This window comes from Nocardia sp. NPDC056564, from assembly GCF_042793755.1.
Classification (GTDB): Bacteria; Actinomycetota; Actinomycetes; order Mycobacteriales; family Mycobacteriaceae; genus Nocardia.
The window spans coordinates 107,680-128,979 of the sequence record NZ_JBHTUR010000014.1 but is presented as its reverse complement, the minus strand read 5'-3'; the positions used below and the strand labels follow the sequence as shown (position 1 = coordinate 128,979).

At 68.7% G+C, this 21,300-nt stretch carries 22 protein-coding genes; 10 read left to right on the top strand and 12 right to left on the bottom strand.

Annotation, left to right across the window (positions count from 1 at the left end; translation table 11 throughout):
• Positions 1-9 precede the first annotated feature (9 nt).
• The 7 genes from ACFQ9K_RS30200 to ACFQ9K_RS30170 all read right to left on the bottom strand — a co-directional run bounded on the left by ACFQ9K_RS30200 (position 10) and on the right by ACFQ9K_RS30170 (position 7,314).
• Positions 10-1,602, bottom strand: coding sequence for a succinic semialdehyde dehydrogenase (locus ACFQ9K_RS30200; protein WP_378724910.1), 1,593 nt, complete (start codon positions 1,600-1,602; stop codon positions 10-12).
• Between the two features lie 110 nt (positions 1,603-1,712).
• Positions 1,713-3,317 carry an acyl-CoA synthetase gene (locus tag ACFQ9K_RS30195; RefSeq protein ID WP_378724912.1) on the bottom strand — a complete coding sequence of 535 codons (1,605 nt, stop codon included), beginning with the start codon at positions 3,315-3,317 and terminating at the stop codon, positions 1,713-1,715.
• Between the two features lie 26 nt (positions 3,318-3,343).
• Positions 3,344-4,630 carry a hypothetical protein gene (locus ACFQ9K_RS30190; protein ID WP_378724914.1) on the bottom strand — a complete coding sequence of 429 codons (1,287 nt, stop codon included), beginning with the start codon at positions 4,628-4,630 and terminating at the stop codon, positions 3,344-3,346.
• Complete coding sequence (locus ACFQ9K_RS30185) at positions 4,591-5,133, bottom strand: nuclear transport factor 2 family protein (protein ID WP_378724915.1); 543 nt, start codon at positions 5,131-5,133, stop codon at positions 4,591-4,593. The genes ACFQ9K_RS30190 and ACFQ9K_RS30185 overlap by 40 nt, the downstream gene beginning before the upstream one ends.
• Positions 5,133-5,339, bottom strand: a complete 207-nt coding sequence (locus ACFQ9K_RS30180; RefSeq protein WP_378724917.1) for a ferredoxin — start codon at positions 5,337-5,339, stop codon at positions 5,133-5,135. Before ACFQ9K_RS30180 ends, ACFQ9K_RS30185 begins: the two co-directional genes overlap by 1 nt.
• Entirely contained in the window at positions 5,336-6,112 is a 777-nt protein-coding gene (locus tag ACFQ9K_RS30175) for an SDR family oxidoreductase (protein WP_378724919.1), read from the bottom strand. The genes ACFQ9K_RS30180 and ACFQ9K_RS30175 overlap by 4 nt, the downstream gene beginning before the upstream one ends.
• Complete coding sequence (locus tag ACFQ9K_RS30170) at positions 6,112-7,314, bottom strand: cytochrome P450 (RefSeq protein WP_378724921.1); 1,203 nt, start codon at positions 7,312-7,314, stop codon at positions 6,112-6,114. The genes ACFQ9K_RS30175 and ACFQ9K_RS30170 overlap by 1 nt, the downstream gene beginning before the upstream one ends.
• A 300-nt stretch (positions 7,315-7,614) precedes the next feature.
• On the opposite strand from ACFQ9K_RS30170, the gene ACFQ9K_RS30165 reads away from it, so the two are divergent.
• The 6 genes from ACFQ9K_RS30165 to ACFQ9K_RS30140 are packed head-to-tail and all read left to right on the top strand — an operon-like array spanning position 7,615 to position 13,204.
• Complete coding sequence (locus tag ACFQ9K_RS30165) at positions 7,615-9,084, top strand: aldehyde dehydrogenase (protein ID WP_378724923.1); 1,470 nt, start codon at positions 7,615-7,617, stop codon at positions 9,082-9,084.
• Between the two features lie 14 nt (positions 9,085-9,098).
• Positions 9,099-9,848, top strand: coding sequence for an SDR family oxidoreductase (locus ACFQ9K_RS30160; RefSeq protein ID WP_378724925.1), 750 nt, complete (start codon positions 9,099-9,101; stop codon positions 9,846-9,848).
• Positions 9,845-10,711: an NAD(P)-dependent oxidoreductase gene (locus ACFQ9K_RS30155; protein WP_378724927.1), complete on the top strand. Its 867-nt coding sequence runs from the start codon at positions 9,845-9,847 to the stop codon at positions 10,709-10,711. Before ACFQ9K_RS30160 ends, ACFQ9K_RS30155 begins: the two co-directional genes overlap by 4 nt.
• Entirely contained in the window at positions 10,711-11,115 is a 405-nt protein-coding gene (locus ACFQ9K_RS30150; RefSeq protein ID WP_378724929.1) for a carboxymuconolactone decarboxylase family protein, read from the top strand. Before ACFQ9K_RS30155 ends, ACFQ9K_RS30150 begins: the two co-directional genes overlap by 1 nt.
• 12 nt (positions 11,116-11,127) lie before the next feature.
• Entirely contained in the window at positions 11,128-12,597 is a 1,470-nt protein-coding gene (locus ACFQ9K_RS30145; protein WP_378983884.1) for an FAD-dependent oxidoreductase, read from the top strand.
• Positions 12,598-12,625: 28 nt separating this feature from the next.
• On the top strand, positions 12,626-13,204 hold the full coding sequence (locus ACFQ9K_RS30140; protein WP_378719176.1) for a TetR/AcrR family transcriptional regulator: 579 nt from the start codon (positions 12,626-12,628) through the stop codon (positions 13,202-13,204).
• On the opposite strand, the gene ACFQ9K_RS30135 is transcribed toward ACFQ9K_RS30140, so the two are convergent.
• On the bottom strand, positions 13,191-13,655 hold the full coding sequence (locus ACFQ9K_RS30135) for a hypothetical protein (RefSeq protein WP_378719177.1): 465 nt from the start codon (positions 13,653-13,655) through the stop codon (positions 13,191-13,193). The two genes, ACFQ9K_RS30140 and ACFQ9K_RS30135, sit on opposite strands and share 14 nt — an antisense overlap.
• Positions 13,656-13,751: 96 nt before the next feature.
• On the opposite strand from ACFQ9K_RS30135, the gene ACFQ9K_RS30130 reads away from it, so the two are divergent.
• Entirely contained in the window at positions 13,752-14,768 is a 1,017-nt protein-coding gene (locus ACFQ9K_RS30130) for a GlxA family transcriptional regulator (RefSeq protein ID WP_378719179.1), read from the top strand.
• Here the strand turns inward: ACFQ9K_RS30130 and ACFQ9K_RS30125 are convergent.
• Positions 14,717-15,154, bottom strand: a complete 438-nt coding sequence (locus ACFQ9K_RS30125; RefSeq protein ID WP_378983881.1) for a nuclear transport factor 2 family protein — start codon at positions 15,152-15,154, stop codon at positions 14,717-14,719. The two genes, ACFQ9K_RS30130 and ACFQ9K_RS30125, sit on opposite strands and share 52 nt — an antisense overlap.
• Before the next feature lie 222 nt (positions 15,155-15,376).
• Between ACFQ9K_RS30125 and ACFQ9K_RS30120 the strand changes: the two genes are divergently transcribed.
• A complete protein-coding gene (locus ACFQ9K_RS30120; protein WP_378719181.1) occupies positions 15,377-16,963 on the top strand; it encodes a GMC family oxidoreductase in 1,587 nt (528 codons plus the stop codon).
• 1 nt (position 16,964) lies between these two features.
• On the opposite strand, the gene ACFQ9K_RS30115 is transcribed toward ACFQ9K_RS30120, so the two are convergent.
• A complete protein-coding gene (locus ACFQ9K_RS30115; RefSeq protein WP_378719183.1) occupies positions 16,965-17,312 on the bottom strand; it encodes a DoxX family protein in 348 nt (115 codons plus the stop codon).
• A gap of 106 nt (positions 17,313-17,418) precedes the next feature.
• On the opposite strand from ACFQ9K_RS30115, the gene ACFQ9K_RS30110 reads away from it, so the two are divergent.
• The gene (locus tag ACFQ9K_RS30110; protein ID WP_378719185.1) at positions 17,419-18,297 is read left to right on the top strand and encodes a sigma-70 family RNA polymerase sigma factor; all 879 of its coding nucleotides are present in this window, start codon (positions 17,419-17,421) and stop codon (positions 18,295-18,297) included.
• A gap of 21 nt (positions 18,298-18,318) precedes the next feature.
• Here ACFQ9K_RS30110 and ACFQ9K_RS30105 read toward each other — a convergent pair whose 3' ends face one another.
• Complete coding sequence (locus ACFQ9K_RS30105) at positions 18,319-18,795, bottom strand: HAD-IIIC family phosphatase (RefSeq protein ID WP_378719187.1); 477 nt, start codon at positions 18,793-18,795, stop codon at positions 18,319-18,321.
• 341 nt (positions 18,796-19,136) lie between these two features.
• On the opposite strand from ACFQ9K_RS30105, the gene ACFQ9K_RS30100 reads away from it, so the two are divergent.
• Positions 19,137-20,357 carry a PucR family transcriptional regulator gene (locus ACFQ9K_RS30100; protein ID WP_378719189.1) on the top strand — a complete coding sequence of 407 codons (1,221 nt, stop codon included), beginning with the start codon at positions 19,137-19,139 and terminating at the stop codon, positions 20,355-20,357.
• Here the strand turns inward: ACFQ9K_RS30100 and ACFQ9K_RS30095 are convergent.
• Positions 20,275-20,901: a 4Fe-4S cluster-binding domain-containing protein gene (locus tag ACFQ9K_RS30095; RefSeq protein ID WP_378719191.1), complete on the bottom strand. Its 627-nt coding sequence runs from the start codon at positions 20,899-20,901 to the stop codon at positions 20,275-20,277. The genes ACFQ9K_RS30100 and ACFQ9K_RS30095 overlap by 83 nt on opposite strands.
• Positions 20,902-21,300: the final 399 nt, after the last annotated feature.

Sequence of the window (21,300 nt, the reverse complement as noted above, 5' to 3'; positions counted from 1 at the left end):
CGATTGAGCTCAGCGCAGCCTCATCCGGCGCATCAGCCGCAGCGACATCAGCGTCGTCTTCACTTGCTTCTCGTACGGCTGGCCCGAACGCGCGGACAGCACTTGCCGTTTGAGCGCGCCGATGTTCACCGTGTCGGTGTACTTGAGCAGACCCTGATCGCCGTGCCGGGTGCCGACGCCGGACTGCTTCACCCCGCCGGACGGGGTGGCCTTGGCCGCGTAGGTCGCCACGAATCCGTCGTTGATGTTGATATTGCCCGCCTGGAGCTGCGCGGCGATGCGATGAGCGCGGGCCAGGTCGCGGCTCCACACGCTGGCGTTCAAGCCGTAGTCGGTGTCGTTGGCGAGCCGGATCGCCTCCTGCTCGTCGTCGAACGGGTAGACGCTCACCACCGGGCCGAAGGTCTCGAGCGTCGCGTGCGTCATCTCCGGGGTGACGCCGGTGAGCACGGTCGCCTCGTAGAACGCGGGACCGACGTCGGGACGAATCTTGCCGCCGGTCAGCACGGTTGCCCCCTTGGCGCGGGCGTCCTCGACGTGCTCGGCGACCCGATCCCGGTGCTGCGCCGAGACCAGCGAACCGAATTCCGGGGTGTAGTCGTAGGCCGCCCCGATCTTTCCGTTCAATTCGTCGGCGGCGGCGACCAATCCACGCACGAACTCGTCGAATCGGCTGCGGTGCACATAGATCCGCTCGATGTGCATACACGCCTGGCCCGAGTTGGCGAACACCGCGAAGGTGGCACCGGCGATCGCCTCGTCCAGGTTCGCGTCCGCGAGCACCAGCATCGGATTCTTGCCGCCCAGCTCCAGGCTGCAACCGATGAGGTTGCGCCCGGCCTGCTCGCCGACCACCCGTCCGGTCGCGGTCGAGCCGGTGAACATGACGAAATCGACGGCGCCGATCAGGCTCGGACCGATATCCGGCCCCTCGCCGCACACCACCTGCACCAGCCCGCGCGGCAGGCCGGCCCGGTGCAGCAGTTCGACGCCGAACAGGACGCACAGCGCGGTCTTGTTGTCCGGCTTCAGAATTACCCCGTTGCCTGCCATCAGCGCCGGCATCGCGTCCGACAGCGCGATGGCGAACGGGAAGTTCCACGGGGCGATCACCGCCACCACGCCCTTGGGCCGGTGTTCCTCGGTCGAGGTGCTGATGATCGGCATCGCGCCGCCGCGCCGCCGCGAACGCAGCACGCGCCGTGCGGTTTTCAGGTAGTGACTGATCACCATCGGCACGTCGCACGACTCCTCGACGGCCATCCTGCGGGTCTTGCCGCACCCGATCTGGATGAGATCGGCGATGGTCTCGACCTCGGTGAGGATCAGTTCGTGCATCCGCTCGAACACCTCGAGCCGGCGGCGCACCGGCAGCGCGGCCCATTCCGGTTGTGCCGCACGGGCGGCCGCGGCCGCGGCGACGACGTCGTCCGGGCTGGACTGCGGGAGGTCACCGACCGCGGCGCCGGTGTACACCTCCGTCATCGAGTACGGTGCGACGGTACCGTCGGCGACGACCAGGCCGGTCAACCGGTCGATCAGCGCTCCGGTGATCCGGGCGGGCAGCGTCGCCGCCGGGCTGTCGGTGGTCTCAGTGGTCATCGGGACTTCTCCATGACGTGCGGAATCGCCGCGAGGTATCGGGCCGGTACTCTCTCCGAATTAGAACACGTTCCTATTGTCCGGCGTGGGCGTTCGCGCAGTCTCACGGCTCAGTCCGCCTGATAGTCCGGCGCGTGCCGCGCGGTGTAGTCCCTGGCCCAGCGATAGTCCGGCTTGCCGCTGGGGGCACGCGCGATGACCTCGGCCTGCCAGATCCGCTTGGGCACCTTGTATCCCGCCAGGTGTTTGCGCACATGCGCGGTCAGCTCCGCGAAATCGATCGGTTCCGTCACCGCGATCACCGCCGCGACCTGCTGACCCCACCGTTCGTGCGGAACGCCGACGACCACCGCGTCGTAGATGCCGTCGTGCGCCTTGACCACGCCCTCGACCTCTTCGACGAACACCTTCTCGCCGCCGGTATTGACCACCATGTTGCCCCGGCCGAGCAGCGTGACCGACCCGTCCGCCTCGATCCGCGCGCGGTCGTCGGTGACCACGATCCGGATCCCGTCGACCGTCTTGAACAGCTTGTCGGTCTTGACCGGGTCCTTGTAGTAGCCGAGCGGGATCGAGCCGCCCTTCGCCAGCCACCCCTCCTCCCCGGGTCGCACGGGATGCCCGTCGTCGTCGACCACGATCGACCCACGCCCGATCCGCACCCGCGGCCCGCGCCCGGGATCGTCGTCCTTCTGCACGAAACCCATTCCACCGAAACCGGTTTCCGACGAGCCGATGGAATCGGTGACGACCAGCGCCGGAAACAGTTCCAGGAGTTCGTTCTTCACCGGCTGCGACAGCAGCGCGGCGCCGGAGCCGATGGCCAGCAATCCGGACGCGTCGACGGGCGCGGCGCGGTAGGCGTCGAGCAGTGGCCGCGCCATCGCGTCGCCGGTGATGACCATGACCTGCGGCCGGTGTCGAACGACCGTTTGCCACACCAGGTTCGGGTCGAATCGTGGCTGGAAGAGCGCGGCGTTGCCGGACCAGAGCGCGGCGAAGGTCGGCATCATGGCGGCCGCGTGGATCAGCGGCGGCAGCACGAACCAGGTGCTCTGCACCCCTTGCGCACCGACCCGGGATTGCTCGTATTCGTCGGCGACCGGGACTCCGGTGTGGAAGTCGATGCCGCCGCCGAGCACCCGCCACATGTCTTCCTGCCGCCACATCACGCCTTTGGGCAGGCCCGTGGTGCCGCCGGTGTACATCATGAACAGGTCGTCACCGCTGCGCTCGGGGAAATCGCGCTCGGCGCAGCCGCCCGCCAGCGCGTCTTCGTAATGCACGGCGTCGACCGGCGGATCGGTGTCGAGGGTGTCGTCGGGCACCACGATCCGGTGGCGCAGCGAGCGCACCTGCGCCGCGGCCGCGTGCACCGCGGTGGTGTAGGTGGAGTGGTAGACCAGCGCGCGGAGGTCGGCGTTGGCGTAGACGTAGCGCAGTTCCTCGACGCCGTACCGATAGTTGATGTTGATCGGCACGGCGCGGACCTTGAAGCAGGCGAGCAGCGTCTCCATGGTCTCGATGCCGTTGTGCATCTGGAACCCGACGTGGGTGCCCGCGCCGATGCCCGCGGCCGTCAGGTGCGCGGCCAGCCGGTTGGCGCGCGCGTCGACCTCGGCGAAGGTCAATCGGCGGTCACCGGCCAGCAGCGCCACCCGATCGGGCATCGCGTCGACGGAGTGCTCGAACAGGTCGGCGAAGTTACGTGCCACGGCGATTCACTCTCTCGATCTGGATCTCACAGCACCGTCAGCGGCAGCGGGATGCCGCGATCGGCGAAGACGAAGGCGGCGCCGGTGCTGAACCGGGTCAGCGCCACCTCGGCCGACTCCCGGGTCGGCTGCTCCCCGAGGGTGATCTCCACGGTCAGCTCCCGGTCGGTGGAATCGACTGTGCGCGCGACGAATCGGGGGTTCACCGCGCGGGCCATCGCGTCGATGGGCGCGAGCTGCGCGGCGTCGATCAGGGCGGGCCAGGCGCCGTCGGACCCGGCGTCGCTCGCGCGCGGAACGATCACTCGGACGTGGTCGCCATCGGTGACGCGAATGCCGGTGTAGAGCAGCGGATTCCACGCCGGATGCAGCGCGAGCACGGTCGCCAGCGCGGACGCGTCGGCGCCGAGGTGCAGCGCCTTGCGCAGCCGCTCGGCGGTGAGCCCGGCGATGCCCGCGAACTGCTTGCGGCACAGCTCGATCGCCGCCGCCGGAGCGAGCCGGGAGCGCAGCGCGATCAGGAAGCCGAGGGTCAGCAGATGGTGTTGCAGGCACACCTCATCGGCCATCCGCACCAGCGCCGACTTGGAGAAGTCCGCGAAGCGAAGGTCGCTCAGCAGCGGCCCCGCGTAGTCGGAGCGCCCCTCGTCCTCGGCATCGATGTCGGCGAGCACCAGCCGGGCGGCGGCGGATTTCGCGATCCGAGCGGTGTTCGGCGGCACCTGCGGCGGTGCGTGCGCGGCGTCGATGGTGACCGTCCACGCGCACATCGGCTTTCGATCGGCGGGCCGGCGCGGCGGACGGTGGATCGGCCGGACCCGCGCGTGCGGATTGGTGGCCAGCGCGGTCGCGTCGAAGGTCGGATCCTCGATGTCGTGGCACATGGCGAGGACGAAGTCGTCCCCCATCGGCTCCACGTCCAGCAGCGCACCGCAGTGATCGAGCCAGAACTCGCCGTGGTCCCGGTCGTCGACCCGGAACCGGAAGTCCATGAATTGCGGTGGCGCGCCGATATCCAGCTGCAAACCTTTGAAGATGGTGACCACGTCGTCGCCGGTGAACCCGAACGCGCGCTGCATGCGCCGGGTGTAGATCGGACTGGCCAGCTGCCACTCCTCGATCGCGACGGCGGTCATCCCGTCCCGGCCGAACGCCGCGATGGTGTGGGCCATGCCGGAGCGGTCGATCAGATGCCCGCACAGCAGCAGTTCGGGCAGCAGGGTGGCGAGCTGTGCCCGCGACAGCTGCTCGAAGTTGCTCTGCGGCACGGCATTCACCACAGCGAGGCCGGCCCTTCGCCGACCGGATACCATCCGGGCAGCGGTCCGGCGCCGGCCCGTTCGATGCGCTTCTGCATGCCCGGGGGCAACACCTTGCCGGTGATCATCTCCAGGAACATGTGGGATACGTTGCCGAAGTCGAAGAAGTCACGCTGCCACGACCATTGGTAGTCACCGCCGTAGCGGAACCAGCTGCCGCCGATGCCTTCCGGCGAAAACGGCCGCCCGTCCGGGCGTTTCACCTCCGACACCTGCTTCCAGAAACCGATCACGGTGCCGCTGCGGTCGTCGACGACGAACTCCTGATACGGATAGGTCCAACCCTCGAGTCCCTGCATCTCCTGACCGAGGGCGAGGTCGCGGATCTCGTCCCGCCCGACGGCCATGAATTCCTGGGCCGGTCCGTAGTTCCAGCCGTAGGTGGCGTCCTCGGTGTACATCTGCGCCAGCGGCTTCCAGTCGCCCATCTCCTCGCAGCGCCGGTTCTCCAGCAGCCAGCGGCGGACCATCTCGTCCAGTTCGTCGCGCGCGACCATCACCGGTCACCTTCCGTCGGAGCAAACGACAGCGCCTGCGTCGGGCAGTACTTGACGGCCCGCTCGATGTCGGCGCGGCCGGCGGATTCCGTTGTGTCCACCAGGATTTCGACCTGCCCGTGCTTGGGCACCCGGAACGCCTCCGGCGCCTCGTCCTGGCAGACCGCGTGTCCCTGGCACAGGTCCAGATCGGCGACGACTCTCACTGTTTCACCTTCGCTTCCGGCTGGACCTCGACGAGTACGAGATGCGCACCGCGCGGGGTGGCCACCACGGCCACCACCGCCGCGGCAAGGTCGCTCGGCCGCAACATGTTCGGATGCCGGGCGAAGCCCCAGTGCTGCCACGCCTCGAGCAGCGGCCCGACGACCTCCGGCGTGGAATTCATGCCCATGCCGGTCAGCGTCGGCCCGGGCCGCACCAGGGAGGCGCGAATCCCGGTGCCCTCCAATTCCATGCGCATCTGCTGCGCCATGGCCTCCAGGCCTGCCTTGGCGGCGCTGTAGGCGCCGGTGCGCGGGCGTGGTTCGGGGGCGCAGTCCGAGCTGATCAACACGATGTCGCCGCGCTGCCGCGCGAGCATGCCGGGCAGCACCCGGTGCACCAACCGGTGCGCGCCGATCAGGTGCACGTCGACCTGCGCGAGGAAGCGTTCCGGGTCCATCTCGTGCACCGGCGAGAACTCGATATCTCCTGCGCTGGCGACCAGGATCTCGATGGGGCCCAGCGCATTCTCGGCTGCCGTGACGAATTCGTCGATCGACGCGGCGTCGGTGACGTCCAGGCGGTGCGCAAAGGCCTCGCCACCGTCGGCGCGAATCTTCTCCGCCAGTTCCGCGCACTGTTCGACCCGGCGGGCGCCGAGCGCGACCGGGTACCCGAGTTCGGCCAGCGCGGCGGCGGTGCCCGCGCCGATGCCGGACGACGCGCCGGCGACCAGCACCGGGCGGCGCTGCGGGTGGGGTTCGAATCGGGGCATCAGCGCGCCGCCACGACGATCGGGAGCTTGGCGAAGCCGCGCACATTCGACGAATGCACGCGCACGACACCGGTTTCGACGACGCCGTACGACCGCACCCGGGACGCGAACTCGCGCAACGCCACCGTGGCCTCCAGCCGGGCCAGATGCGCGCCGAGGCAGTAGTGCACGCCCGCACCGAAACTCGCCAGCCCGGCCTGGTCCGCCCGATCGATCCGATAGCTGTCGCCGTCGTCGAACACGGCCGGATCGCGGTTGGCCGAACCGATCAGCAGCAGCACCTTCGCACCGGCCGGGATGGTGCCGCCGTGATAGTCGAGATCCGCGGTGGCGGAGCGCGCGATGACCTGGCTGGAGGTGTCGTAGCGCAGCGTCTCCTCCACCCAATCCGGCACGTGCGCGGGTTCCGCCGCCACCTTGGCGTACTCCCCCGGATTGCGCGCGCCCCAGTACAGCGCGTTGCCCAGCAGCTTGGTCGTGGTCTCGTTGCCCGCGACCACCATCAGGAAGAGGAATCCGATGATCTCCTCGTCGGACAGGGTGTCACCGTCGACATCGGCGTCCAGCAGCGCCGAGGTCAGATCCGCGCTCGGCCTGCGTTTCCGCTCGGCCACCATCTCGGTGTAGTAGGTGAGCAGTGTGATCGAGGCCTCGACCGCCGCCGGCGGAATGTCGAGCACGCCGTCGTCGCGGTGCACGACCAGGTCGGCGAGCCTGCGGATCTCCACTCGGTCGCTCGCGGGCACGCCCATCAGCTCGGAGATGACATCCATCGGCAGCTTGCCCGCGACCTCGTCGATCCAGTCGAAGGACCCCGCGGCGATGGCGGGTTCGAGATAGGACAGCGTCAATTCCTCGATCCGGCCCTGCATTTCGGCCACCCGCTTCGGTGTGAATCCCTTGAAGACCAGTCGGCGCAGGCGCAGGTGCCGCGGATCGTCCATGGCCAGGAACGACATCACCCGGTGCGCGTGCGGACCCCAGGCGGCCGGATCGAGGGAGACGCCGTTCGCGCTCGACAACCTGGCGCTGTCCCGGAACCCGTTGGTCACGTCGGCATGCCGGGACAGCGCCCAGAAATCCAGCTCGGCGTTGTAGTAGAGCGGCGCCTCGGTGCGCAACCGGCGATAGGTCGGGTAGGGGTCCTCGTGGAATCGGTAGTCGTACGGGTCGAACGTCAAGGGCTCCAACGCGGCCGTCACGACACCCACCCACCATTCGAGAACACGTTCTCCCGACCGTTGACCCGGGCCGAATCGGACGGAGACACATAGCTGGACATGTGTCTGGACGGTACCATCGGTCGCCACCTCCGACAACGTTTCCGGTGGTTTACCAACACCATTGCGCACGAACCCATCGACTCGCCCGAGAACCGCGGAGATTCGACAACGATGCCCGGTGTCGTGGTCCAGAATGGCAGAGTTAGAACCTGTTCTTGCCTGAAATCGACGCCGGAGACTATATTCCGTACACCTGTCCAGACAGCATCGGAGAATCGCATGACCAGCCTTCTGCCCGGCGACGGTGCGCGCCTGCTGATCGGCGGCAAGCTCGTCGAGGGCGGGGACGGCGGCTTCGCCACGATCAATCCGGCCACCGAGGAGGTGCTCGGCCAGGCCGCGAACGCGAACGCCGCCGACCTGGACGCCGCGGTCACCGCCGCCCGCACCGCCTTCGACGAGACCGACTGGTCCCGCGACCCCGCCTTCCGCGCACACTGCCTCGAACAGCTGCGCACCGCACTGCAATCGCACATCGAAGAACTGCGCGCGCTGACCATCGCCGAAGCGGGAGCGCCCGCCATGTTCACCCGCGGCCCGCAGCTGGAGGGTCCGGTCGCCGACCTCGCCTACTCCGCCTCGCTGGCCGAAACCTACAGCTGGGAAACGGATCTCGGCACCGCGGAACCGATGGGCATCAAGACCCGCAGGGTGCTGCGCCGCGAGCCGGTCGGCGTGGTCGGCGCGATCACCCCGTGGAACTTCCCGCACCAGATCACCTTCGCCAAGCTCGGTCCCGCGCTGGCGGCCGGAAACACGATGGTGCTCAAGCCCGCTCCGGACACCCCGTGGTGCGCGGCGGCGGTCGGCGCGATCCTCGCCGAGGAGACCGATATCCCGGCCGGTGTGGTGAATATCGTGACCTCCGCCGATCACGGGCTCGGTGCTCGGCTCACCGAGCACCCGGCGGTCGACCTGATCAGCTTCACCGGCTCGACGCAGACCGGGCGCGCGGTGATGCGCGGTGCCGCGACGAGCCTCAAGAAGGCGTTCCTGGAACTGGGCGGCAAGTCGGCGTTCATCGTGCTCGACGACGCGAATATCGCGGGAGCCTGTGCGGTGGCGGCGTTTTCGGTGTGTGTGCACGCCGGGCAGGGCTGCGCGATCACCACCCGGCTGCTCGTTCCGCGCGCCGCCTACGACGAGGCCGTGCAGGCGGCGGCCGCGACCATGGCCGGGATCGCGCCGGGGGATCCGGCCGAGTCGCGCACGGTGTGCGGGCCGCTGATCTCCGAACGGCAACGCGCCCGCGTCGAGCGCTACCTGGATATCGCCCGCGCCGAAGGCGGCCGCATCGTGGTCGGCGGCGGCCGCCCGAAGCACCGGGAGCGCGGCTTCTTCATCCAACCCACGCTGATCGCCGACGTGCCCAACACCGCGACCGTGGCCCGCGAGGAGATCTTCGGCCCGGTCCTCGTCGTCATTCCCCACGACGGCGACGACGACGCCATCCGGCTGGCCAACGATTCGCCCTACGGCCTGTCCGGCTCGGTCTGGGGCACCGACCCGGACCGAATTCGCCACGTCACCAACGGTGTTCGCACCGGGACGCTGAGCGTCAACGGCGGCGTCTGGTATTCCGCCGACGCGCCGTTCGGCGGGTACAAGCAGTCCGGCATCGGCCGGGAGATGGGCATCGCCGGGTTCGAGGAATACCTGGAAACCAAGCTGATCGCGACCGCTGGATAAGAGGAGCACACTTCATGGCCCGTTTCGCGGGAAGATCCGTCATCGTCACCGGCGCCGCCCAGGGCATCGGGGCCGCCTACGCCGCGGCGCTGGCCGCCGAGGGCGCGAAAGTCGTTGTCGCCGACAAGAATGCCGAGGGCGGCCGGGCGATCGTGGCGAAGATCACCGCCGACGGCGGCACCGCACTGTTCGGCCAGGTCGACGTCGCCGAGCCCGAATCCGCCGCCGCCCTGGCCGAATGGACGGTCGCCGAGTTCGGCGGCATCGATCACCTGGTCAACAACGCCGCCATCTACGGCGAGATGAAACTCAACCTGCTGCTCACCGTGCCGTGGGACTACTACAAGACGTTCATGAGCGTGAACATGGACGGCGCGCTGAACATGACGCGCGCGGTCTGGCCGCACATGCGCAAGGCGGGCGGCTCGATCGTCAACCAATCCTCTACCGCCGCGTGGACTTACTCCAGCTTCTACGGCCTGGCCAAGGTCGGCGTCAACGGCCTCACCCAGCAGCTGGCGTTCGAGCTCGGCGGCTCGAACATCCGGATCAACGCCATCGCCCCCGGCCCCATCGACACCGACGCTACCAAAACGGTCACCCCCGCGGCCATCGTCGAGGACATGGTGAACCGTCTGCCGCTCAAGCGGATGGGCACACCGGCCGACCTCGTCGGCGCATGCCTCTACCTGCTCTCCGACGAGGCGAGCTGGGTCACCGGCCAGATCTTCAATGTCGATGGCGGACAGGTGTTCCGATCATGACAGATGCCAGGATCGGGTTCATCGGGCTCGGCTCGATGGGTGCGTCGATGGCCAAGCGGCTGCTCGACTGGCCGGGTGGGCTGACCGTCTGCGATGTGCGCGCGGAGGCGGTGCGGCCGTATACCGAGGCCGGGGCCGGTTCCGGTGCCACACCGGCCGAGGTCGCCGACCGGGCGACCATCATCTCGGTGGCGGTGGTGGACGACGCGCAGGTCCGCGAGGTGGTCACCGGCCAAGCGGGGATATTGCGCAGTGCCGCACCGGGAACCGTGGTGGCCGTGCACTCGACCATCAGTGACCGGACTGCCGAGGACCTCGGCCGCGAATGCGCGACGCACGGTGTCGAATTCGTGGACGCACCGGTGAGCGGTGGCCGCCCTGGTGCGGCGAAGGGCAGGCTCGCGGTGATGGTCGGCGGCAGCGCGGCGGCGTTCGAGCGGGTGCGAGCACCGTTCGGTTGCTTCGCCGACCTGATCGTGCACGCCGGTCCCGTCGGCGCCGGAACCCGAATGAAGCTGGCGCGCAACCTGGTCCACTTCGTCTCCTTCACCGCCGCCGCCGAGGCGCTGCGCCTGGCCGAGACCGCCGGCATCGATATCACCGTGCTCGGCGAGGTCGTCCGGCATTCCGACGCCGTCACCGGCGGCCCCGGCGCCATCATGCTGCGCAAGAACACCGCACCGATCGAGGACGGCGACTTCTGGCTGCCGATCTTTCAGCACGTGCGCGAGCTCGGCGAGAAGGACCTCCGCCTCGCCCTCGACCTGGCCGCCCGCCTCGACCTCCCGCTCCCCCTCGCCGAACTCGCCCTCGACCGGCTCGGCCCCGGACTCGGCGTCGGCACCTCCGAAAGGCAATCCTGATGAGCGACAACGGTTCCGCCGATTCCGTGCGCGAGCGCGGCCTGGCCAAGATGGCCGAGGTGTACGGCACCGAGTTCCAGGACTATCCCGGCAGCCACTTCGCCGTCACCGCCGACCACCTGTTCGCCGACATCTGGTCCCGTCCCGAGCTGTCCGTCCGTGACCGCAGGCTGATCCTGCTCGGCGCGCTCACCGCCCAGGGCGCGATCGACACCGCGGGCATCCAGATCGGCGCCGCGCTGCGCAACGAGGAACTGACCGAGGAACAGCTGCACGAGATCGCCGTGTTCCTCTGCCACTACGTAGGTTGGCCGAACGGCACCAAACTCGACCTCCTGGTGGGCACCATTGTGGCGCAACAGAAGAAGGCCGCCCGTCGGCAGACCGCCGAAAGCACCGAGTGAAGGACCCGAAACATGTCTGATGCCAACACCCTTCGACCGCTGCGCGCGAGCAGCGTCACCGAGTGGGACCAGCAGGCCGACGTCGTCGTCGCCGGTTACGGCATCGCCGGGGTCTGCGCGGCGATCGAGGCCGCCCGCGCGGGCGCCGACGTGCTGATCCTGGAGCGCACCGGCGGCTGGGGCGGCGCGGCCGCGATGGCGGGCGGGTTCATCTACCTCGGCGGCGGCACGCCGCTGCAGCGGGCACTCGGCTTCGAGGACACCCCAGAGAACATGGAGACGTTCCTGCTGGCGGCGCTCGGCCCCGGCGTGGACCGGGCCAAGATCGCCGACTACGCCCGCGGCAGCGTCGAGCACTACAACTGGCTGGTCGCCAACGGCGTGCCGTTCCGCGAGGCGTTCTGGGGCGAGCCCGGCTGGGAGCCGCCGCACGACGAGGGCCTGATGTACTCCGGCGGCGAGAACGCCGCGCCGTTCAACGCGATCGCGAAACCCGCTCCGCGCGGCCATGTTCCGCAGATGGCGGACAAGAAGATCGGCCGCAAGAGCGGCGGCTACATGCTGATGAAACCGCTGGCCGAGACCGCCGAATCGCTCGGCGTCCGCGTCGAATACGACCTGCGGCTGAGTCGGCTGATCGTGGACGACGACGATCGGGTCGTCGGGGTCGTCGCCAAGCGCTACGGCAAGGAGGTGGCGATCCGCGCCGACCGCGGCCTGGTCCTGGCCACCGGCAGCTTCGCCTATCACCAGCAGATGATCGAGGGCTACGCACCGCGGCTGATCGGCAGGCCCGCCGCCGCGATCGAGGAACACGACGGCATCGGCATCCGGGTCGCGCAGGCGCTCGGCGCGGAGCTGGCGCACATGGACGCGACCGAGGTGGCCTTCTTCGGCGACCCGCAGCTGATGGCGCGCGGCATCCTGGTCAACGGGCGCGGCCAGCGGTTCATCGCCGAGGACACCTACCCGGGCCGGATCGGCCAGGCGACGCTGATCCAGCAGGAGAACCAGGCGTTCCTGGTCATCGACGAGGCGTCCTACGAGGCCGGACTCGCCACCGAGACCTCCACCCCGTTCTTCCGGCAGCCGCCCACCTGGGCGGCCGAAACGGTGGCCGAGCTGGAGGCCGACATGGGCCTGCCCACGCTGGCGTTGCAGGCCACCGTCGACTGCTACAACCTGCACGCCGCCGACGGCAAGGACCCGCTGCTCGGCAAGAAGCCGGAATGGGTTCGGCCCCTGCGCGGTTCCCTGGCGGCGTTCGACATGCGCGGATTCACGGCGGGTTTCACGCTCGGCGGACTGCGCACCGATCTGGACTCCCGGGTGCTGCACGTCTCCGGCGAGCCGATCCCCGGCCTGTTCGCCGCCGGCCGCTGCACCTCTGGGCTCTGCGCAGGCGGGTACGTCAGCGGGGCGTCGTTGGGCGACGGCAGCTTCTACGGCCGCCGGGCCGGCGTCGCCGCCGCGAAGAACTGAACCGCCGGCGGGAGTAGTATCCAGACACATGTCCGAACCCGATTCCGTGATTCTCGAGGCGACCCGCCGCAGGCTGTCCGGGAAACAGGCCGACACCGTCGACAAGCTCACCCGGTCGGCGGTGGAAGTGCTTGCCCGCGAAGGGTTCGCGGGCATGACGATCCGGATGGTCGCCGCCGCGGCCGGCGTCGGGGCGGCCACCGCCTACACCTATTTCTCCTCGAAGGAACACCTGGTCGCCGAGATCTTCTGGCGCCGTTTGGTTTCCACCCCGTCCCCGGCCAGCGACGATCGGGACCCGACGGTCCGGGTGGTCGCCGAACTGCGCAATATCGCGCTGCTCGTCGCCGACGAGCAGGAACTCTCCGGCGCGGTGACCAGCGCCCTGCTCGGCCGCGACCCCGATGTGGTGCACCTGCGCGGCCGCATCGGCGCCGAGATCCGCAAGCGGATCATCCGGGCGCTGGGCGAGAATGCCGATCCCGATGTGGTCGAGTCACTCGAGTTGCTGTACGCGGGCGCCCTGGTCCGCGCGGGCATGGGCTACGCGTCCTACTCCGAGATCGCCGACCGCATCGAGAAGTCCGCGCTGCTCATCCTGCCGTGACGACGCCCAGCACCAGAGCCGCCGCGACCAGCACGTCGACCACCGCGCAGAACTCCGCGTACCAGCGCGGCACCATCAGGTCCGCGCGGTGATGCGCGAAGTCCCAGGCCGCGTGCGCGAGAAAGCCCGCGGCGAGCAGGAGCCGACCGGCCGTGCCCTCGACGAACAGCAGGACCGTCGCCAGACCGAGGAAGCCGAACAGCGCCGCCGCCTGCACCAGCAGCACCCGGCTGCCGTGTAAGTGCCTGCGGTACAGGCCGAACGCCGGATAGGCCAGCGCGGCGAGGATCAGGACCAGCACACCGATCCAGGACGCGTCCGGGGCCGCGACGGCGAAGCCGAGAACCATGGCGAGGCCGAGCAGCGTCGGCCAGCGTCGCCTCACCACGGCGCGCAGGGCATTGCCCGGCGACGCGGGAACCGGGGCGGCGGTAGTCGATTCGAAGACCATGGCGTCACCGTGCCCGCGTCCGGACCGCAGGACAACGGCATCGCCCGAGGATGTCCGAAATCTTGGGATGCCGGTCGTTCGACGTAGGCTGGACGGGTGCGCGCGCACGAAGTCGTCATCGTCGGTTACCACGACAGCGAGCTGGTCGAGATCTCCGCGGTATCCAGCTGCATGGACGTGGCGAACCGGCTCGGCGCCGACCCGCAGTACCGGGTGCGGCTGGCCACGCCCGGCGGCCACGACATCAGCACGCAATCCGGGCTGGTGTTGCGCGGCGAAGCCTGCCTCGAACGCCTCACCGGCCCACTCGACACCCTGATCGTGGTCGGCGGCTTCGGCAGCCGGATCGCCGCGGACAGCGCCCGCACGGTCGGCCACGTCCGCCGCCTCGCCGCCGCCAGCACCCGGGTCGCCTCGGTCTGCACCGGCGCCGAAATCCTGGCCGCCGCAGGGCTGCTCGACGGCAAGCGGATCACCACGCACTGGATCTTCGCGGACTGGCTGGCGGCCCGCTATCCGGCGGTCACCGTGGACGCGGGCCCGATCTACATCCGGCAGCAGAACGTGACCACGGCCGCGGGCGTGACCAGCGCCTTCGATCTCGCGCTGGCGTTCATCGAGGACGACCACGGCGCCGAGCTCGCCCGGCAGATCGCCCGGGCGCAGGTCACCTACCTGCATCGCCCGGGCAATCAGGCGCAGATGAGCATGTTCGTCGCGCCGCCGCCCGCCGATCACGACCTGGTCCGGCGCGCGGTCTCCTTCATCAACAGCCACCTCGACCAGGAACTGTCCGCCGGCGTCCTGGCGGCCGAAATCGGGGTCAGCGAACGGCATCTCACCCGATTGTTCGCCGCCGAGCTCGGACAGACTCCCGGTCGCTTCGTCCGCCGGTCCCGCACCGAAGCCGCGGCCCAGCTGCTGGCGGGCACGCGGCTGCCGATCGCCGGAATCGCCACCCGCTGCGGATTCGGCTCGGCCGAAACGCTGCGGCAGGCTTTCGTCGACCGCTATGGCACGTCGCCGTCGCGGTTCCGGGTGGCGTACGCGGCGACCGACGATCAGGATTCGGCGGGAATCGGCAATTCGGTGAAGCCGAACGCGACCAGCTGACGCACCGGGTCGTGGTAACTGACCCATTCGCAGATCTTGCCGTCGCGGAAGCGGAAGACATTGAGATAGTCGTTGCGATACGGCCTGCCGGTTTCCCGAACGACCATGTCGCCCTTGACCTCGACCAGGAAACTGTCGGGATTCAGCATGGGTTCGACATCGATCACCGTTTGCGCGGTGGACGAGTAATTGTCCATCGCCCCGTTCAATTGCCGGAGATCGTCCTTGCCCGCGCCCTGATTCGGGAATCCGGGCAGCTGGTACGGAATGGACATCCGGACGTCGTCGGTGCACAACTCGTACATCTGCTCGTACCGCGCCGTCGAGACGAATTCGTAGAACTGCTCGATCATCCCGATCTTGCGTTCGCGCTCTTCGTCGTACATGTCCATCACAGCCTCTCGATCAAAGGGAACCGCATGGTCTCTACCGAGACTATCAATCAATACGACCGATCGATCGTTTTGTGACTGTCCTCACGCGCCTCACTACTCTATCCGCTCCACTACCGCCACACTCGGTGACTTCTATCCCGATGCGCCGAAATCGAACCCCGGTCCACCCCTTGCTCGTATCTTTGCCGTAGGCAGCGCAGATCGGAGTGGATAGTGCAACCAGGTGGGCTTACCGCGGACTACGTGATCGTCGGCGCCGGATCCGCGGGCGCGGTGCTGGCCAATCGACTCAGTGCCGATCCGAATACCTCGGTCGTCTTGCTGGAGGCCGGGCCGGCGGACAAGAACAAATTCGCCCACATTCCCGCCGGATTCGCGAAACTCTTTCGCTCCGAAGTGGATTGGGACTACCTGACCGAACCGCAGCCGGAACTGAAGAACCGGCAGATCTATTGGCCGCGGGGCAAGATGTTCGGCGGCTCGTCATCGATGAACGCGATGATGTGGGTGCGCGGTTTCCGCGCCGACTACGACGAGTGGGCGTTGCTGGCCGGGGACGAATGGGGTTTCGCGGCCGCGGTGGAGCAGTTCCGGCGGATCGAAAGCGTCGAGGACGCACAGTATCCGGACGAGGGCGCCAACGGGCCTTTGCATATTTCCCGCCAGCGCAGTCCCCGGGCGCTGACCGCCGCGTACCTGGCCGCGGTCCGGGAGGCGGGATTCGACGTCGAGCCGCCGAATCGCCCGGAGCCGGAGGGCTTCAGCGAAACCATGGTCACCCAGCACGGCGGCCGGCGCTGGAGCACCGCGGACGGATACCTGCGCCCGGCGCTGCGCAGGCCGAACCTGACCGTCCGCAGCGAGGCGCTGGCCACCCGCGTGCTGTTCGAGGGCACCCGCGCGGTCGGCGTCGAATACCACCAGGGCGGCGGCCCGCACACGGTGACCGCGCGCCGCGAGGTGGTGCTGTGCGGCGGGGCGATCAACAGCCCGCAGTTGCTGATGCTGTCGGGCATCGGCGACCGGGACGAGCTGGCGCGTCAAGGAATTCGCGCGCTGCGGCACGCGCCCGAGGTCGGCGCGAACCTGCAGGACCATCTGGTCACCGGCGTCGGCTACGGCGTGGCCGGGGACTCGCTGTTCGCCGCCGAGAAGCCGCGCCAGCTGCTCGACTACCTGCTCCGGCATCGCGGCATGCTCACGTCCAACGTCGGCGAGGCGTACGGATTCGTGCGCAGCCGGCCCGATCTGGACCTGCCCGACCTCGAATTGATCTTCGCCCCGGCACCTTTCTACTACGAGGGCCTGGTCGATCCGACCGAGCACGGCGTCATCCTGGCCACCGTGCTGCTGCGCCCGCACAGCCGCGGCCGCATCACCCTGGCCTCGGCCGATCCGGCCGCCAAACCGCTGATCGACCCGCGCTACCTGTCCGACAGCGCGGGCATCGACCGCGCCGCGCTCATGTCCGGGCTGCGCACCTGCACCGACATCGCCGCCGCCCCGGCGATGAAAGCCGTACTGGGACCGATCATCTACCCGCCGCAGGCCCCTGCGGAATTGGAGGCCACCCTCGAACTCACCCTGAACGGCTACTCGCACACCCTGTACCACCCGGTCGGCACCTGCCGGATGGGCACGGACGTGGCCAGCGTGGTCACGCCGCACCTGGAAGTGCGTGGCGTGCAGGGTCTTCGAGTAGCCGACGCCTCGGTGATGCCGCTGCTCATCCGCGGGCACACGCACGCGCCCTCGGTGTTCATCGGCGAGCAGGCGGCCAAGTTCATCCGGAACGGGTAGTTCAGGACGCGACGAACAACACCAGCGACGCGGCGGCCAAGGCCAGATAGGGCACGGGATAGGCCAGGTCGCCGTAGCCGCGGGCCCGGGCGATGGTGAGGATCGCGCCGAGGAAGTAGAGAACCAGGCAGATCGCGGCGGCCAATCCCAGTGGCGGGATGGCGAATCCGACGAGCAGGCCCGCGGCTCCGGCCGCCTTGATCACCGCCAACGGATACAGCGTCCAGTCCGGGATGCCGTAACTGCGCATATTGTTCCGCACCCATTGCGCGCGGAACACGTCGATACCGGACGCGATCAGCACGGCGGCCGCCGCGGCGATGGTGACGATGAGGTAAGCGATGGACATGGGCAACACCCTCCTGTTGTGTGCGCTGGCCGGTCTGCGATCGTGATGGCAGACCGGCGCCGGCTCGGTCGACCGTGTGACGGATGACCGAACGGAAAGGTGACCGATGCCCGCTCAGGACCTGCTGGCGCGGCGTTTCGAAACGCATCGCAGCCACCTGCGGGCGGTCGCGTACCGGATGCTCGGCTCGGTCAGCGAGGCCGACGATGCCGTGCAGGAGGCCTGGTTGCGGCTGGCCCGGCAGGACGCCGACGAGCCGGACAACCTGGTCGGCTGGCTGACCACGGTGGTGTCCCGGATCTGCCTGGACATGCTGCGCTCGCGCGCCGCCCGCCGCGAGGATTCCCTCGACCTGCTCGCCGAACTCGGCGACGCCGCGTACGACCGCGACCCGGAACACGAGGCGATGCTGATCGATTCGGTCGGCCGGGCCCTGCTGGTGGTGCTCGATACGCTCGGCCCGGACGAGCGGGTGGCGTTCGTGCTGCACGATCTGTTCGCGCTGCCGTTCGAGCAGATCGCGCCTATCGTCGGGCGGACCGCGCCCACCGCGAAGAAGCTGGCCAGTCGCGCGCGGCGGCGGGTGCGGGGTGAATCAACCGCTACGGCAACGGAACTCGCCGAGCAACGACAGGTGGTGGAGGCGTTCCTGGCCGCGGCTCGCGGCGGCGACCTCACCGCTTTGCTCGCCGTGCTGGCACCCGAGGTGATCCGGTTCGCCGATCCCGCCGCGCTGCCTGCGGGCCTGCCCGCGGTGGTCCGCGGTGCCGCCGAGGTGGCGAAGGAAACCGTACTGCTGCAACGTCGTTCGCGGGTGGCGGCGCTGGCGCTGGTCGGCGGCGCGGTCGGCATCGTGGTCGCGCCGCGCGGCAGGTTGCTGCTCGCCCTTGCGGTTACGGTGCGCGGCGGGCGGGTCGCGAGCTACGAGGTGATCGCCGATCCGGCCCGCCTGCGCCACCTCGATCTGGCGGTGCTCCCCCGATAGCCGTGGGCGACAACGCGGTTACTACAGCGCGGGCACCCTGGCGAAGCCGACCGGCGGCGTCGGATTGGGTCCGGTGCGCAGGACCGGCCGGAAGTCGGGCAGCGCGGGCAGCACGTCCACGTTGCGCGCCGCGTAGCACCGGACCTTGGGCAGTGCGCGCAGTACCTCGGCGCGCTCGACCGGTTCGTCGTCGATGAAGCCGATGGTGTCCAGCGTCAGGCCCAGCGTGAGCCCGATCCGGCCGATCGCCGAAGACTTCGGCCCCCAGCCGATTTCGAGGGCGGAGAACATCTCGTAGACGCCGTGCCGGTAGAGCTTGTCCAGCGTCCACTCGCGGTCACCGCGACTGGCGACGGCGTGCCAGATGCCCCGCTCGCTGAGCAGTCGTAGCGTGCGCAGCGCGGTGGGGCGCAGCGCGCCGCTGGTCCGGTCGCTCACCGCACCGTCCCACAATGTGTTGTCCAGTTCCCAGACAAGACATCTCAGAGCCGGTCTCATGTGTCCTAGCCCCCTATCGCGTCGTCTCTGCCTTCCCTGGCGTGCGCACGGCAGATGGGTACAGCACACCCTCTCCAGCGCGGCACATGCCCGGCAAGCCCCTGGTTCCTGGGACTGGGCCCGGCGCAGCGATCCTACCCAAAGCGCTAGCCGCACTCCCGGCAACCGACAGAACCGGCGGTACCGGATTCAGCGGACAAATGCTGTGACGCAACACAACCACCAACCGACCAGTCTCTGATGGCCGTCATAGAACCCGCGTAATCGATCCGCAGCCGGTATGGACCGTTTAGTGTGAATGCGCCGCACAGCTATCTCCCGGGGGCGGAAGGAAGTCGTCAATGTCGATCGACAACTCAGCGCGCCAGAGCCTGACTCTCGCGGGCCGGCCGATGTCGTCCCCGCTCAAGGACGTTCGCGCGCTATCGCGGCAGATGGTCGGGCACTTCGTCGAAAACGTCATCCCCTGCGGCACGCTGCCCGCCGACGCGATCTCCGGCGACGTCACCACCATCACCAGGGTCTGCCTCGAGTTCGCGGTCAGCATGCTCGACGGCCAGGACATCCCGGAGAAGTTGCAGCGCCTCCAGGACGCCGCGTCGAGCTGGGCGCGCGAGGGGGTGCCGATCGACACCATCCACCACTCCATCCACGAGGGCTTCAAGATGGGCCTGGACCTGGTGATCTCGGACGCGTCGATCAAGGACTACGACAGCCTGGTCGACGGCGCCAAGATGGTGCTGGAGATGCTGGACATGATCAGCTCCGCGGTCTCGGTCGCCTACATCCGGGAACTGCGCGCGGTGGTCAGCGAGCACCACACCGCCGTGCACACGCTGACCTCGGCGCTGCTCGGCGGGCACAGCACCTCCACCATGGCGCGCGAGTGCGGGATCGCCATCGCGACCTCCTATGCCGTGCTCGCCGTGGCGATTCCGCCGCATCGGGAGGAGCACAATCCGATGCTGGACAGTCAGGTCGTCGCGCGCCGCAAACTCAGACGGGTGCAGGCCGAACTCGCCACCCGCTGCGGCGACAGCGCGTTGTCGCTGCTGAGCGTCGACGGCGGCACCATCCTGATCCCCGCGGGCACCTTCGACAACGCGGGCTACGACGCCCTGATCATCCAGCTGTCGCACGCCGCGCAGGTCGGCATCACCGCGACCATGATCGACGGCACCCCCGAACAGATCCCCAACGCCGCCGACCAGGCGCACGAGCTGCTCGACATGGTGCAGCGCCTGGAGGCGGTGCCCGGCCTGTACCGCTTCGACGAACTCGCGCTCGAATACCAGCTCACCCGTCCCGGCCCCGGCCGCGAGTACCTCGGCCAGCTGCTCGACCCGCTCGACGAGCACCCGGAACTCCTGGAGACCCTGCAGCGCCACATCGCCAACAACCTCAATCGGCAGCGCACTGCCCGGGTCCTGCATGTGCACACCAACACGGTGGACTACCGGCTCAAGCGGATCGGCCAGCTCACCGGCTTCGACCCGTCGCAACCGTCGGGGCTGTGGTACCTGCGATCGGCTCTGGTCGCGCGCAGCTATCGCACGACATGAGGTCGCGCTCGAATTCGACGGTGGCGTAGCGGCGCGCGCCGAGCGACGAGCCGGCGACCACCTCCCGGTTCGCCACGCCGCGCAGCGTGGGGCAGCTGGCCTCGGACTCGAGCGGATGCTCGGCGACCAGCGCGTCCACCGACGCGCCCAGCCACGGGAACCGCTCGGCCAGCACAGCGGCCGGACGGCCCGAATACAGCAGCAGATCGGTGGGCCGGGTCAAGTCCGCACGCCAGCAGTTGATTCCGTCGATCAGCGCCCGCAGCGCCACCGGATGGCCGGTCGGTTCGCTGCCCGAGATCGTCACGCCGTCGAGCTGGTCGGCGGGCAACCCCCGCAACCAGTCGACTATCGCCTCGACCCCGCACCGGGTGGATTCGTCGAACACCCAGGTGTTTCCGGCGAGGCAGGCGCGACAGAAGAGCCGGCAGCCCGGCAGCCAAATCCCGGCCCGAATTCCGTAGCCGATGTTTCCGACCGGAAAACGCAGGTGCGACAACAGCATCGTCGCGCGGTCCGGGTGCCGGCTGGAGTGCACGTTCATCTCTCCTGAGTCTCGCCGCGGGCCGGCGGAGCGCCCCGCGTGCTCACCTGGTGAGCCGCCTGGCGCCGATGCCTGCTGTCTGTACGCCGAACACTCGACATCACTCCATGATCGAGGATTCCGGCGACAACCATTCCCGCGTCGGCGAAGTCAAAATGGGTAAATGGAAGAAATTCTGTGAAATAACGACCAGGTGAGTGAATACCATATTGCGCGGGCCAATGCATAATTGGCCGTCGTGAAGTTTCGGACAGTACGAACACTGACGTCGCGGCACCGGCGCGGATCTCTGATCACCACTGGCACAAGCAGATTCGGACACTGCATCATGGAACCGACCGGTCGACATCTGCTTACGCCGTACGAACTCCGATACCGGACCGCTATTCGATCACCATT

Coding starts and splice junctions, on each gene's coding strand:
- ACFQ9K_RS30200 (WP_378724910.1), bottom strand. CDS start 1,602: ATGACCACTGAGACCACCGACAGCCCGGCGGCGACGCTGCCCGCCCGG.
- ACFQ9K_RS30190 (WP_378724914.1), bottom strand. CDS start 4,630: ATGGTATCCGGTCGGCGAAGGGCCGGCCTCGCTGTGGTGAATGCCGTG.
- ACFQ9K_RS30185 (WP_378724915.1), bottom strand. CDS start 5,133: ATGGTCGCGCGCGACGAACTGGACGAGATGGTCCGCCGCTGGCTGCTG.
- ACFQ9K_RS30175 (WP_378724919.1), bottom strand. CDS start 6,112: ATGCCCCGATTCGAACCCCACCCGCAGCGCCGCCCGGTGCTGGTCGCC.
- ACFQ9K_RS30165 (WP_378724923.1), top strand. CDS start 7,615: ATGACCAGCCTTCTGCCCGGCGACGGTGCGCGCCTGCTGATCGGCGGC.
- ACFQ9K_RS30160 (WP_378724925.1), top strand. CDS start 9,099: ATGGCCCGTTTCGCGGGAAGATCCGTCATCGTCACCGGCGCCGCCCAG.
- ACFQ9K_RS30155 (WP_378724927.1), top strand. CDS start 9,845: ATGACAGATGCCAGGATCGGGTTCATCGGGCTCGGCTCGATGGGTGCG.
- ACFQ9K_RS30150 (WP_378724929.1), top strand. CDS start 10,711: ATGAGCGACAACGGTTCCGCCGATTCCGTGCGCGAGCGCGGCCTGGCC.
- ACFQ9K_RS30145 (WP_378983884.1), top strand. CDS start 11,128: ATGTCTGATGCCAACACCCTTCGACCGCTGCGCGCGAGCAGCGTCACC.
- ACFQ9K_RS30140 (WP_378719176.1), top strand. CDS start 12,626: ATGTCCGAACCCGATTCCGTGATTCTCGAGGCGACCCGCCGCAGGCTG.
- ACFQ9K_RS30135 (WP_378719177.1), bottom strand. CDS start 13,655: ATGGTCTTCGAATCGACTACCGCCGCCCCGGTTCCCGCGTCGCCGGGC.
- ACFQ9K_RS30125 (WP_378983881.1), bottom strand. CDS start 15,154: ATGTACGACGAAGAGCGCGAACGCAAGATCGGGATGATCGAGCAGTTC.
- ACFQ9K_RS30115 (WP_378719183.1), bottom strand. CDS start 17,312: ATGTCCATCGCTTACCTCATCGTCACCATCGCCGCGGCGGCCGCCGTG.
- ACFQ9K_RS30110 (WP_378719185.1), top strand. CDS start 17,419: ATGCCCGCTCAGGACCTGCTGGCGCGGCGTTTCGAAACGCATCGCAGC.
- ACFQ9K_RS30105 (WP_378719187.1), bottom strand. CDS start 18,795: ATGAGACCGGCTCTGAGATGTCTTGTCTGGGAACTGGACAACACATTG.
- ACFQ9K_RS30100 (WP_378719189.1), top strand. CDS start 19,137: ATGTCGATCGACAACTCAGCGCGCCAGAGCCTGACTCTCGCGGGCCGG.
- ACFQ9K_RS30095 (WP_378719191.1), bottom strand. CDS start 20,901: ATGAACGTGCACTCCAGCCGGCACCCGGACCGCGCGACGATGCTGTTG.